At 40.1% G+C, this 12,732-nt stretch carries 11 protein-coding genes; 5 read left to right on the forward strand and 6 right to left on the reverse strand.

Translation table 11 applies throughout. The annotated features are described in order from the left end of the window. Positions 1 to 87 precede the first annotated feature (87 nt). The 4 genes from sucA (at position 88) to sucD (ending at position 6,643) form a co-directional block, all read left to right on the forward strand. Entirely contained in the window at positions 88 to 2,907 is a 2,820-nt protein-coding gene (sucA, locus tag ND6B_RS10245) for a 2-oxoglutarate dehydrogenase E1 component (RefSeq protein ID WP_028835188.1), read from the forward strand. A 3-nt stretch (positions 2,908 to 2,910) separates the two neighbouring features. Continuing rightward, entirely contained in the window at positions 2,911 to 4,428 is a 1,518-nt protein-coding gene (gene odhB / locus ND6B_RS10240) for a 2-oxoglutarate dehydrogenase complex dihydrolipoyllysine-residue succinyltransferase (protein ID WP_033103398.1), read from the forward strand. Positions 4,429 to 4,604: 176 nt separating this feature from the next. Next, the gene (gene sucC, locus ND6B_RS10235; RefSeq protein ID WP_008464053.1) at positions 4,605 to 5,771 is read left to right on the forward strand and encodes an ADP-forming succinate--CoA ligase subunit beta; all 1,167 of its coding nucleotides are present in this window, start codon (positions 4,605 to 4,607) and stop codon (positions 5,769 to 5,771) included. Then, positions 5,771 to 6,643 (forward strand): succinate--CoA ligase subunit alpha, encoded by an 873-nt coding sequence (gene sucD, locus ND6B_RS10230; RefSeq protein ID WP_024603036.1) that lies wholly within the window; start codon positions 5,771 to 5,773, stop codon positions 6,641 to 6,643. The genes sucC and sucD overlap by 1 nt, the downstream gene beginning before the upstream one ends. A 78-nt stretch (positions 6,644 to 6,721) precedes the next feature. On the opposite strand, the gene ND6B_RS10225 is transcribed toward sucD, so the two are convergent. After that, positions 6,722 to 7,792 (reverse strand): DUF3083 family protein, encoded by a 1,071-nt coding sequence (locus ND6B_RS10225; RefSeq protein ID WP_033103399.1) that lies wholly within the window; start codon positions 7,790 to 7,792, stop codon positions 6,722 to 6,724. A gap of 214 nt (positions 7,793 to 8,006) precedes the next feature. Here ND6B_RS10225 and glnS point away from each other — a divergent pair, with 214 nt between their 5' ends. Further along, complete coding sequence (gene glnS / locus ND6B_RS10220; protein ID WP_033103400.1) at positions 8,007 to 9,671, forward strand: glutamine--tRNA ligase; 1,665 nt, start codon at positions 8,007 to 8,009, stop codon at positions 9,669 to 9,671. A 71-nt stretch (positions 9,672 to 9,742) separates the two neighbouring features. On the opposite strand, the gene fur is transcribed toward glnS, so the two are convergent. The 5 genes from fur to ND6B_RS10195 all read right to left on the reverse strand — a co-directional run bounded on the left by fur (position 9,743) and on the right by ND6B_RS10195 (position 12,275). After that, positions 9,743 to 10,186, reverse strand: a complete 444-nt coding sequence (fur, locus tag ND6B_RS10215) for a ferric iron uptake transcriptional regulator (RefSeq protein WP_013465004.1) — start codon at positions 10,184 to 10,186, stop codon at positions 9,743 to 9,745. A gap of 182 nt (positions 10,187 to 10,368) precedes the next feature. After that, on the reverse strand, positions 10,369 to 10,896 hold the full coding sequence (gene fldA / locus ND6B_RS10210) for a flavodoxin FldA (protein WP_008113772.1): 528 nt from the start codon (positions 10,894 to 10,896) through the stop codon (positions 10,369 to 10,371). Between the two features lie 13 nt (positions 10,897 to 10,909). Beyond that, on the reverse strand, positions 10,910 to 11,188 hold the full coding sequence (gene ybfE, locus ND6B_RS10205; RefSeq protein ID WP_008113775.1) for a LexA regulated protein: 279 nt from the start codon (positions 11,186 to 11,188) through the stop codon (positions 10,910 to 10,912). Between the two features lie 2 nt (positions 11,189 to 11,190). Then, the gene (locus ND6B_RS10200; RefSeq protein ID WP_008113777.1) at positions 11,191 to 11,412 is read right to left on the reverse strand and encodes a DUF2788 domain-containing protein; all 222 of its coding nucleotides are present in this window, start codon (positions 11,410 to 11,412) and stop codon (positions 11,191 to 11,193) included. A 95-nt stretch (positions 11,413 to 11,507) separates the two neighbouring features. Continuing rightward, on the reverse strand, positions 11,508 to 12,275 hold the full coding sequence (locus tag ND6B_RS10195; protein ID WP_033103401.1) for an alpha/beta fold hydrolase: 768 nt from the start codon (positions 12,273 to 12,275) through the stop codon (positions 11,508 to 11,510). Positions 12,276 to 12,732 lie beyond the last annotated feature (457 nt).

Consider the following 12,732-nt stretch of genomic DNA (forward strand, 5'->3'; position numbering starts at 1 on the left):
TTTCTAGTAGACGAAAGATGGCTAATAATTTATTAGCCATCTTGTTATATAACTATTAATTTCTGCGCTAAAAAAAAGGGCTTATAAATGCACGAAGGTGTGATGAAGGCATGGCTAGAATCTTCACATTTAAACGGCGGTAACGTTGCTTATGTTGAAGAGCTTTATGAAGCGTATTTAGACGATGCGACTTCGGTGCCAGAAGAATGGCGAGAAGTGTTCGAACAGTTACCAAAAGTAGATGGTGTGGATGTTGAAGTAAAACATTCAGAAGTTCGTTCACAATTTGCGGCGCTTGCTAAAAACAAGCATAGAGAAGTAGTGGTAGCAGAGGGCAGTGGTGGCGACCTTAAACAGGTTAAAGTACTGCAACTTATTAATGCTTTCCGTTTTCGTGGACACCAAAATGCAAACCTAGATCCACTAGGTATTTGGCAACGAGAACGTGTACGAGATTTAGAGCTAGAGTACCACGACTTATCGGATGCTGACTTTGACCGCGAATTTAACGTAGGATCGTTTGCCGTTGGCCGCGATACTATGCCTTTAGGTGAGTTATACCAAGCACTAAAAACCACTTACTGTGGTTCTATTGGCGCCGAGTATATGCACATCACATCAACAGAAGAAAAGCGTTGGTTACAACAGCGTTTAGAGTCTGTTCAGTCTAGGCCAAAATTTGATAAAAATGAAAAGCTACGAATCCTCAAGGGATTAACAGCGGCTGATGGTCTTGAAAAATATTTAGGGGCTAAGTTCCCGGGTGCTAAGCGTTTCTCACTTGAAGGTGGCGATGCGTTAGTGCCTATGTTAAAAGAGCTTATTCACCGTGCCGGTGAAAGTGGCCAAAAAGAAGCCGTTATTGGTATGGCCCACCGTGGTCGCTTAAATGTTCTTGTTAATGTGCTAGGCAAAAATCCATCAGAACTTTTTGATGAGTTTGCTGGCAAGCACAAAGAAACGTTAAGCTCAGGTGATGTTAAATACCACATGGGTTATTCATCAGATTTCGCGACTAAAGGTGGCAACGTGCACATGGCACTTGCGTTTAACCCGTCGCATTTAGAAATCGTAAATCCGGTGGTTATGGGCTCTGTGCGTGCACGTCTTGATCGTCTTAATGACAAAACAGGCAGCAAAGCACTTCCAATCACTATCCACGGCGACTCAGCAATTGCAGGTCAGGGTGTTGTTCAAGAAACGTTTAACTTATCGCAAACTAATGCATTTAGTTGTGGCGGTAGTATCCGTATTGTTGTTAATAACCAAGTTGGTTTTACAACAAGTAAAAAAGACGATGTACGCTCAACTGATTACTGTACTGATATCGCAAAAATGGTTCAATCGCCAATTTTCCACGTAAACTCTGATGATCCTGAAGCGGTTGCTTTTGTAACGCAACTCGCGCTTGATTTTAGAAATCAGTTTAAACGTGACGTTGTGATTGACCTTGTTTGTTACCGTCGCCATGGTCATAACGAAGCTGATGAGCCTAACGCTACACAGCCAATTATGTACCAAAAAATTAAAAAACACCCAGTACCTCGTTTAATCTACGCGGATCAGCTGATTTCTGAAGGTTCTTTCACAGAAGATGAAGTGAAAGCGCTTGCTGATGATTACCGTAATGGTTTAGACGATGGCAACTGTGTTGTTGAAGAAATACAGCCAGAAACATCACACTCTTCAGATTGGGCTAAGTATGTAGGCCATGAATGGAGTGTTGATTACGATGCTAGCGTTTCGGTAGAAAAGCTTAAAGAACTTGGTAACATAGTTGCAAGTTACCCAGAAGAGTACAAAGCACAATCTCGTGTTAAAAAAATATACGATGATCGTAAAGCAATGGCTGCTGGCGAAAAACCACTTGATTGGGGTATGGCAGAAACTTTAGCGTATGCAACTATTGCAGCTGAAGGCACTGATATTCGTCTAACTGGACAAGATTCAGGTCGTGGTACCTTCTTCCACCGTCATGCGGTTGTTCATAGTCAAAAAGATGGTGCAACGTATTTACCATTACAGAACCTTAGTGAAGATCAAGGTACGTTTGAAGTGTTCGACTCAGTACTGTCTGAAGAAGCGGTATTAGCATTTGAATATGGTTATGCAACTGCAGAGCCGACTTCATTAGTATTGTGGGAAGCACAATTTGGTGATTTCGCTAATGGTGCACAGGTGGTATTTGACCAGTTCTTAAGTTCAGGTGAGCAAAAGTGGGGTCGCTTATGTGGCTTAACGTGCTTGTTACCTCATGGCTATGAAGGTCAGGGTCCAGAGCACAGCTCGGCTCGTCTAGAACGCTTTTTACAGCTTTGTGCTGATCACAACATGCAAGTGTGTGTACCATCAACACCGGCACAAGTGTACGCAATGTTACGTCGTCAATCAGTTAGACCACTGCGTCGTCCATTGATTGTAATGACACCGAAATCGTTATTACGTCATCCATTAGCAACATCGACACTTGAAGAGTTATCTGAAGGTGTGTTCCACAATATCATTGATGAAATTGATGAGATTGACCCTAAGAAAGTAGAACGTGTTGTATTTTGTAGCGGCAAAGTTTACTACGAATTATTACAAGAACGTCGTAAACTTGAGCAAGACAATATTGCAATTGTTCGTGTTGAGCAGCTTTACCCGTTCCCACATGACGAAATGAAAGCAATTATTGAACGTTACCAACACGTTACTGATTTTGTGTGGTGTCAGGAAGAGCCGCAAAACCAAGGCGCTTGGTACTGCTCACAACATCACTTTGTTGATGCAATTCCACAAGGTGCAAAATTGAAATATGCAGGCCGTAAGGCATCAGCATCTCCTGCATGTGGATATATGTCAGTACATACTAAAGAACAACAAGCGCTCGTTGCCGACGCGCTTACTATAGAAAAGAAAGGATAAGCAATGAGCACAGAAATTAAAGTTCCTGTTCTTCCTGAGTCGGTTGCAGATGCTTCCGTTGCTACATGGCATGTAAGTGTTGGCGACAAAGTAAGCCGTGACCAAAACTTAGTAGATATTGAAACAGACAAAGTGGTTTTAGAAGTGGTTGCACAAAATGACGGTGTAATCACTGAAATTTCACAAGAAGAAGGTGCTACGGTACTTGGTGACCAAGTGATCGGTTTAATTGGTGATGCGCAAGAAGCATCACCAAGTAAAGAGCCAAAAGAAGATAGCTCAGCATCAGAAAAATCAGAAGACGCGCCGGCGGCGCAATCAGCACCAGCATCAGAAGGTAAAGAAGTGGATATTAAAGTACCTGTACTTCCAGAATCAGTTGCAGATGCAACAATTGCTACTTGGCATGTTCAACCAGGTGACGCGGTAACACGCGACCAAAACTTGGTTGATATTGAAACAGATAAAGTTGTACTTGAAGTGGTTGCCCAAGAAGACGGCGTTATGGGTGAAATCATTCATGACGAAGGCGATACTGTTCTTGGTGAGCAAGTAATTGGTAAAGTAAAAGCAGGCGCTGCCCCCGCTAAATCTGACGCTAAAGCGGATGCACCAGAAGCCAAAGAAGAAAGCTCAAGCGAGGGTTCAGATGTGTTAACGCCATCAGTTCGTCGTTTAATTGCTGAGAAAGGCCTTGATGCATCAAAAATCAAAGGTTCAGGTAAAAATGGTCGTGTGACTAAAGAAGATGTTGATCAATTCTTAAAATCACCTGCGCCAGCGGCAAAAGCAGAAGCAGCGCCAGCAGCACCTATGGGTGACCGTACACAAAAACGTGTGCCTATGACACGTTTACGTAAAACAATTGCGAATCGTCTTCTTGAAGCGAAAAACTCTACTGCAATGTTAACTACATTTAACGAAGTTAACATGAAGCCAATCATGGATCTTCGTAAGCAGTACCAAGAAGTATTTGAAAAGCGCCACGGTATCCGTTTAGGTTTCATGTCTTTCTACGTGAAAGCAGTGACTGAAGCGTTAAAGCGTTTCCCAGATGTAAATGCATCAATTGATGGCGATGATATTGTTTACCACAACTATTTCGACATCAGCATTGCTGTTTCTACACCTCGTGGCTTAGTAACACCTGTACTTAAAGACTGTGACAAGCTATCTGTTGCAGAAATCGAAAAGGGTATTCGTGAGCTAGCGCTTAAAGGTCGTGATGGTAAGCTAACGCTTGACGATATGACCGGCGGTAACTTCACTATCACCAACGGTGGTGTATTCGGTTCGTTACTATCTACTCCAATTATTAACTTACCGCAGTCTTCAATTTTGGGTATGCACAAAATCCAAGATCGTCCAATGGCTGTAAACGGTAAAGTTGAAATCTTACCTATGATGTACTTAGCGTTATCTTACGATCACCGCCAAATCGATGGTAAAGAATCAGTTGGTTTCTTAGTAACAATTAAAGAGTTACTTGAAGATCCAACACGTTTACTGCTGGATGTTTAATTAAGTAGTATGAAATATAAGCTGTGAGTTAAAATCACAGCTTTTTTTTTGTGCCTATGGTCATACTGGGGTTTTCATGTAGCGCCATGAGATCTATACTAGGCACGCAATTTGGGATAGTTGTTTATTTGCATAAATATTCAACTCTTTTAATATAAAAAATTGGATAAAGCATCATGAATTTGCATGAGTATCAGGCAAAACAACTTTTTGCCGAATATGGTTTACCAGTTTCTCAAGGTTTCGCTTGCGATACACCTGAAGAAGCTGCAGCAGCTGCTGAAAAGATTGGCGGCGATATGTGGGTTGTTAAAACTCAGGTTCACGCAGGTGGACGTGGTAAAGCTGGCGGTGTAAAGCTAGTTAAAACTATCGACGAAGTTAAAGCGTTTGCAGCTAACTGGTTAGGTAAAAACCTAGTTACTTACCAAACAGACGAGAAAGGCCAGCCAGTTGCTAAAATTTTAGTAGAAAGCTGTACTGACATCGCTAACGAACTGTACCTAGGTGCTGTTGTTGACCGTGCTTCTCGTAAAGTTGTGTTCATGGCGTCTACTGAAGGCGGCGTTGAAATTGAAACTGTTGCTGAAGAAACACCAGAACTTATCCACAAAGCTGAGATCGATCCATTAGTAGGTCCTCAAGCTTACCAAGCACGTGAGCTTGGTTTTAAATTGGGTCTTAACCCAACGCAAATGAAACAGTTTGTTAAGATCTTCATGGGTCTTGGTAATATGTTCAACGATTTCGATTTCGCATTACTTGAAATCAACCCGCTAGTAATCACAGATGAAGGTAACCTTCACTGTCTAGATGGTAAAATCGGTATCGATGGTAATGCACTTTACCGTCAACCTAAAATCCGTGAAATGCACGATCCATCTCAAGAAGATGCGCGTGAAGCTCACGCAGCAAGCTTCGAGCTTAACTACGTAGCCCTTGATGGTAACGTAGGTTGTATGGTTAACGGTGCAGGCCTAGCAATGGGTACTATGGACATCGTAAACCTACACGGTGGCAAGCCAGCTAACTTCCTAGATGTTGGTGGCGGCGCAACGAAAGAACGTGTATCTGAAGCATTCAAAATTATCCTTTCAGATGACAACGTTAAAGCTGTTTTAGTTAACATCTTCGGCGGTATCGTTCGTTGTGACATGATTGCAGAAGGCATCATTGGCGCAGTTAAAGAAGTAGGTGTAACAGTACCAGTAGTTGTACGTTTAGAAGGTACTAATGCTGAACTAGGTCGTGAAGTACTTGCTAAGTCTGATCTAAACATCATCGCTGCTGAATCATTAACAGACGCGGCTGAAAAAGTTGTTGCTGCTGCGGAGGGCAAATAATGTCTGTATTAATCAATAAAGATACAAAAGTTATCTGTCAAGGTTTCACTGGTGGTCAAGGTACTTTCCACTCAGAGCAAGCGCTTGAGTACGGTACACAAATGGTTGGTGGTGTAAGCCCAGGTAAAGGCGGTCAAACGCACCTTGGTCTTCCAGTATTTAACACAGTACGTGACGCTGTAGAAGCAACTGGCGCAACTGCATCAGTTATCTACGTACCAGCACCTTTTTGTAAAGATGCAATCTTAGAAGCAATCGATGCGGGCATCGAGCTAATTGTTTGTATCACTGAAGGTATTCCTACACTTGATATGGTTGACGTTAAAGTTAAACTAGATCAAACAGGTACACGTATGATCGGTCCTAACTGTCCAGGTGTTATCACTCCTGGTGAGACTAAGATTGGTATCATGCCTGGTCACATCCACAAGCCTGGTAAAGTAGGTATTGTTTCTCGCTCTGGTACTTTAACGTACGAAGCGGTTAAGCAAACTACAGATGCTGGTTTTGGTCAGTCTACGTGTGTTGGTATTGGTGGCGACCCAATCCCAGGTACTAACTTTATCGACGTTTTAGAAATGTTCGAAAAAGACGACCAAACTGAAGCAATCGTAATGATTGGTGAAATTGGTGGTACTGCAGAAGAAGAAGCTGCAGAGTACATCAAAGCTAACGTAACTAAACCTGTTGTTTCTTACATTGCTGGTGTTACTGCACCAGAAGGTAAGCGTATGGGTCACGCTGGCGCAATCATCGCAGGCGGTAAAGGTACTGCTGATGAGAAATTTGCTGCATTAGAAGCTGCGGGCGTAAAAACTGTACGTTCACTGGCTGATATCGGTAAAGCACTTAAAGAAAAAACAGGCTGGTAATCAGCGGTTATTCTTTAAAAAAGGCTCGCAATTGCGAGCCTTTTTGTTATCTATGACTAGAGCGTATTACCCTTAATTTTAAAACGGGTAACTAATATGTTGAAAAAATCGCAGAGATAAATCTTGGCGCTGCTTATTAATAGCTAATTCATCACAGAATGCATGAACGGTTTTCTCTACTTGGTTCATAAAGCGACCATAGCCAATCTCATGTTTGTTATGTGCGGCGGCAACAATCACAAAATGTAGCGTCTCTACGAGTTTATTTTCATCAAAAAATACTTTTATTTGCGGCGCTGAATCTTCTATATCAAAACTAATTTTTTGTAACTCACCATTTCCCTCATTTCTATCTACTTCACTATTACGAATTATTGGCATTGCCCCATTGGCAACCATCGCTGCATGGGTGAGTTTATTATCTTCACAAAGTTGAGTAAATAACTGCAAAAAGTGGTTATAAAACGGTTTATAAGTATGGCTATTAATTTGTGTTTGAAATTGCGTTTTAATATTACGTGACACGGGAATAGAGAAGGTGACGTAAGTCATTTCAGCATGGCTACTAGGTATTGCGCATTGTCTGGATTGATAACGAGGGTATAAACTTCTTAGTTTATATCCATAGCTTTCTTTATTACCTTTTTCTTTAGCGAATAAATCATAGGTTAAATGTTGATGATCGCGCAGCTTAAAGCTTGGCTGGTCTAAGAATAACTGATCTTGTAAATGACTCAATACTTTTTGTACATTGGTATGAAATTGCGCTGAGTGGGCACGTATATCTTCACCAGTAGCTAAAAACAATAGGCGTATTTTTTTACTTTGCTGATTTTCTGTGTGATGTAGTTTATGTGCTTCATGGTAACGAGGGTTATAAAAAAACAACATTTGCTTATTGGTTTCAAGTTGGTAAGACTCATCATGAAATCTCACCACGGGGAGTTTATCATTTGCGAGTAAATGAACATTATGCAGTTCATATTCATCACATGATGCAAATAACTGACGCGCAATTCGTTCATAGCAAGCATTAATATTACTGAAGTTTTTATAAAAATCTTCATTAGGTGTAATTTCGGCTAATAAGTAATGATTTGCACGTGCATTACTTGGAATATATATGCGGTGTTGATTTAATGAGGCCATCTTCGTTCCTTTAAGTTGGGGTTATTCGTTTACTATAAATCGCTTTAATGACTTTAATATTGCGCTAAAACAAATTTTGCTCATAAACTATCCCTTATCTAACAAACTTTGGTAATAACTGCATAAACCCGCATCTATTACTGTATGTTAAGGTTGGTTTTTGTAATAATGCAGTAGTTTTGTTATCACGCAATATACAGAGGTTTATAATCCTATGGCGGAAATCGAGAATCGCCCAAATAACTTTATTAGAACCCGAATTGATGAAGATTTAGCAAGTGGAAAACATGCCACAACGCATACCCGTTTTCCACCTGAACCTAATGGCTTTTTACATATTGGCCATGCAAAATCAATTTGCTTAAATTTTGGTATCGCCAAAGACTATAACGGTTTATGTAACCTTCGTTTTGACGATACAAACCCAGAAAAAGAAGATATTAACTACGTTAATTCAATTAAAGAAGACGTAAAGTGGTTAGGGTTTAATTGGGATGGTGAGATTAAGTATTCGTCAAACTATTTTGATCTGCTTTATGGTTATGCGGTAGAGCTTATTAATAAAGGCTTAGCGTATGTTTGTTTCTTAACTGCAGATCAAGCTCGCGAATACCGTGGTACATTAAAAGAGCCTGGTAAAAACAGCCCATACCGCGAAACATCACCTGAAGAAAACCTCGCATTATTTGAAAAAATGCGTAACGGTGAATTTAAAGAAGGTGAATGTGTCCTTCGCGCTAAAATAGATATGGCCAGCTCATTTATGGTGCTGCGCGATCCAATTATATACCGTATACGTTTTGCTAATCATCATCAAACAGCGGATAAGTGGTGCATTTACCCAATGTACGACTTCACGCATTGTATTTCTGATGCACTTGAAGGCATTACTCATTCATTATGTACGCTAGAGTTCCAAGATAACCGTCGTTTATATGACTGGGTATTGGATAACATCAGCCTTGAATGTCACCCGCAACAAATTGAGTTTTCACGTTTAAACCTTGAATACACAATTATGTCAAAGCGTAAGCTTAATGACTTAGTGGTTAATAAGCACGTAGAAGGGTGGGATGATCCGCGTATGCCAACCATTGCGGGTCTGCGTCGTCGTGGTTATACACCGGCATCTGTTCGTGAATTCTGTCAGCGTATCGGTATTACTAAGCAGGAAAATATGGTTGAAATGGGCATGCTTGAAGCGTGTATCCGTGATGACTTAAACGAAAATGCTCCGCGTGCTATGGCTGTACTTGATCCAGTGAAAATTGTGATTGAGAATTATGAAGTCGATAAAGTAGAAACGCTTTCTGTGGCTAATCACCCAAATAAAGAAGAAATGGGTCGCCGTGAAGTGCCTTTCACGCGTGAAATTTTTATCGAACGCGAAGATTTCCGTGAAGAAGCGAACAATAAGTTTAAACGTTTAGTGCTTGATAAAGAAGTACGCTTACGTGGTGCTTATGTGATTAAGGCAGAGCGTGTTGAAAAAGACGACAATGGTGAAATTACAACTATTTACTGTACTTACGATCCTGAAACATTGGGTAAAAATCCAAGCGATGGTCGTAAAGTAAAAGGGGTTATTCATTGGGTATCTGCGCCTGAGTCAGTGACAGCTGAAGTACGTTTATATGACCGTTTATTCAGTGTGCCTAACCCTGCAGCCGCAGAGGACTTTGAAAGCACGTTAAACCCAGACTCATTAGTGGTTATTTCTAATGCTAAACTTGAATCTTCATTGGCTAATTCTATACCTGCACAAGGTTTTCAGTTTGAGCGTACCGGTTATTTCTCACGTGATACTAAATCAGAAAACCTGGTATTTAACCAAACGGTAGGCTTACGTGATTCGTGGGCTAAAATAGAGCACAAATAATATTGCTCTATTTTTTAGTTAAAAAAAACCTGCTTAATCGCAGGTTTTTTTTTATTAAACTAAATAGGCTTTTAACTATTGCTTTGCGCAAACGCTTTACACGCGTCTTTATCTTCACATTCGCCATATAGGTAAAGAGAGTGATTGGTCAGCTTAATACCGTTTTCTTCAGCTATTTCAAGTTGACGACGTTCAATTAAATCATCTTCAAACTCAACAACCTTGCCACATTTTAAACACACTAAGTGGTCATGGTGAGTGCTGCCAGAAAGTTCAAATACTGACTTACCGCCTTCAAAGTGGTGACGGCTTACAATTCCTGCATCATCAAATTGGTTTAAAACACGGTAAACAGTCGCAAGACCAATTTCTTCGCCTAGATCTAATAAAACCTTGTAAACATCTTCAGCGCTTATGTGTTGGTTATCTGGAGATTGAAGAATCTCTAAAATTTTAATACGCGGTAAAGTTACCTTTAGCCCGGCTTTTTTAAGTTCCAAGTTATGATCAGTCATTAAATCTGTCTCAATTTTATTTAGTTATACTAGACATCTTGCAAGATGTACTCGTTACAATAACAGTTAGGATAACGTGCCTTAGCAGGAAGTGCAAAGAACAATTGATCTATATCAATATTAACGCGGAAAATGCTAACTGTTTGATAATATTTTAAACAGTTAGCATAAAAAAGGAGGGATTAATCTGCTAACTCACTTAAGCACATTTCATCATATACCTGAGCACACCACTGCTTAACACGCTGCTCAGTCAATTCTGGCTGACGGTCTTCATCAATACCTAAACCAACAAAATGTTTGTCATCAGCCATGCCTTTTGATGCTTCAAAATCATAACTGTCTGTTGGCCAATGGCCAACAACAATAGCGCCACGTTCTGTTACGATATCGTTGATCATGCCCATAGCATCTAAGAAGTATTCTGCATAGTCTTCTTGGTCGCCACAGCCAAAAATAGCAACTAGTTTACCTTCAAAGCTTACTTCTTCAAGCTCAGGAAAGAAATCATCCCAATCACATTGCGCTTCACCATAATACCAAGTTGGAATACCGAATAAGATCAGATCAAACTCAGCAATCTCTTCTTTAGAGCTTTTTGCAATGTCATGCACAGCAACGAGCTTTTTACCCAATTCTTTTTGGATCATTTTTGCTACGTGTTCTGTGTTACCTGTGTCACTTCCGAAAAAAATGCCTACACTTGCCATGGATTTAAACCTTTTATCTATCAATAGCCAATCTTTCTTGTAAAATTGTTTCGATCAACGCACTGCGGCTAATATTTTGTGCATCTGCCATATCACTGAGTGCCTGATACAGCTGTGACGAAACTTTAAATTCAACACGCTTTAAACCACGTGCCTTATCTCTTTTTATTTGATTACGTTTATTAACCTTTAACTGCATATCCCGAGGAAGGGGATTAGTTTTAGGTCTTCCTGGACGTTTCTCGTATTCAAATAAATCAAGCGTTGTTCTATCTGTTTCTGACTTGGCCATGCTTAACCTACACCCGCACCTTGCCAAAATACCTGAATAAGTCCTTTGGCAATAAAGCCAGAGCAACCTAAAAAGAGTACCAGCCACACAATATAACGACCAAATTTAGGCACATTGCCGCTTTTCAGTACGTCTTTAATTGCCAAGCCGATAAAAATAAAAATACCTGCTAAGCCAAAATACAACCCTAAGGTATCAAATTCGTTAATAAACTGACTGACCATCGACGTATAACCTTTAAATTAAACGGCGCGTACTATAGCACATAAATCTTTAATTATTTAGTGTGATAAATCAAAAACACGCCATAAAAATAACATTAAACTGCAGTTAAAAAATCATTGATTGCTTTGTTTACAGCCTGTGGTTTTTGGGCATGTAACCAATGACCCGCACCATGAATGATTTTTGCACTGACGTTTTTAAACAGCGCATTAATCGCTTCGCGATGCTCGGTTAAAATGTAGTCAGAGTCATTACCTTTAATAAACAGAGTTTCGCACAAACAAGAATTATTTGCATTAATGTTTGCGGTAATAGTTGAATATTTATCATCGAGCACAGGTAGATTAAAGCGCCAAACAAAGTGCCCATCATCATTTTTATATAAGCTTTTTAATAAAAACTGACGTACACCTATCTCCTCTATATACGGTTGCATTATTAAATCAGCTTGCTTTCTATCACTAATATCTGCATTTTTTACTGCATTTAAAGCCTCAAGTATTTGGGTATGGCGCGCAGGGTAGCTCACAGGCGCAATATCAAGAACCACTAGTTTATCGACTAAATCAGTATGGCTCAGTGCTATTTGCATCGCCACTTTGCCGCCCATAGAGTGCCCAACCAGATGCGCTTTTTGTATGTTTAATGCCGTCATTAATTCAACAACATCATTAGCCATTGCAGTATAATCCATTTCATCGCTGTGGGGCGAAAGGCCATGATTACGTAAATCAACATTGGTTACGCAAAAATGCTCGCTTAATGGCTTTGCAATCACATTAAGGTTTTCTAAAGAGCCAAACAGTCCATGGATCAAAATAACATTTGGACCTTGACCAATTTGTTTGTAATTTAATTGCATAGACGTCTCCTTCAATTTTGCGCATAGTTTGCCGAGCATTACCCTAAAAAGCAAAAAATACAGGTATTATTTGTATGTTGGACTCAAAAACACCTAGCTTCCTGATTATTTAGTAATTATTAATTACTACTATGTTTAGAGTCGCGTGGGTTGTAACTCGCATTTCTAACTGGATTGGGTATATACCCAAACCATCACAAGATACAGAATTCAGCGTTTCACCGGGGCTTAATATCAAGGCGTTAGTTTGCAACAATGGTGATCCCTTTTAAAAATTAACAACGATGAGAGTAAGTTCCTGTGAAACGCCCAGAGGGTTGGTTTAAAAGCGATTTATACTGCGTTATTGGTTTTAGCAATAGAACGACTATTGTTTGCAATCAATGCCTTGCCTAAATCGCTTTTAATTCCAACTGAAACTCGCATCTTGAGGTGATTTGGGTATAATCATATCGAA

This window comes from Pseudoalteromonas sp. ND6B (assembly GCF_000764215.1).
Taxonomy (GTDB): domain Bacteria; phylum Pseudomonadota; class Gammaproteobacteria; order Enterobacterales; family Alteromonadaceae; genus Pseudoalteromonas; species Pseudoalteromonas tetraodonis.

Coding starts and splice junctions, on each gene's coding strand:
- glnS (WP_033103400.1), top strand. CDS start 8,007: ATGGCGGAAATCGAGAATCGCCCAAATAACTTTATTAGAACCCGAATT.
- ND6B_RS10225 (WP_033103399.1), bottom strand. CDS start 7,792: ATGGCCTCATTAAATCAACACCGCATATATATTCCAAGTAATGCACGT.
- ybfE (WP_008113775.1), bottom strand. CDS start 11,188: ATGGCCAAGTCAGAAACAGATAGAACAACGCTTGATTTATTTGAATAC.
- ND6B_RS10200 (WP_008113777.1), bottom strand. CDS start 11,412: ATGGTCAGTCAGTTTATTAACGAATTTGATACCTTAGGGTTGTATTTT.
- fldA (WP_008113772.1), bottom strand. CDS start 10,896: ATGGCAAGTGTAGGCATTTTTTTCGGAAGTGACACAGGTAACACAGAA.
- ND6B_RS10195 (WP_033103401.1), bottom strand. CDS start 12,275: ATGCAATTAAATTACAAACAAATTGGTCAAGGTCCAAATGTTATTTTG.
- odhB (WP_033103398.1), top strand. CDS start 2,911: ATGAGCACAGAAATTAAAGTTCCTGTTCTTCCTGAGTCGGTTGCAGAT.
- sucD (WP_024603036.1), top strand. CDS start 5,771: ATGTCTGTATTAATCAATAAAGATACAAAAGTTATCTGTCAAGGTTTC.
- sucA (WP_028835188.1), top strand. CDS start 88: ATGCACGAAGGTGTGATGAAGGCATGGCTAGAATCTTCACATTTAAAC.
- fur (WP_013465004.1), bottom strand. CDS start 10,186: ATGACTGATCATAACTTGGAACTTAAAAAAGCCGGGCTAAAGGTAACT.
- sucC (WP_008464053.1), top strand. CDS start 4,605: ATGAATTTGCATGAGTATCAGGCAAAACAACTTTTTGCCGAATATGGT.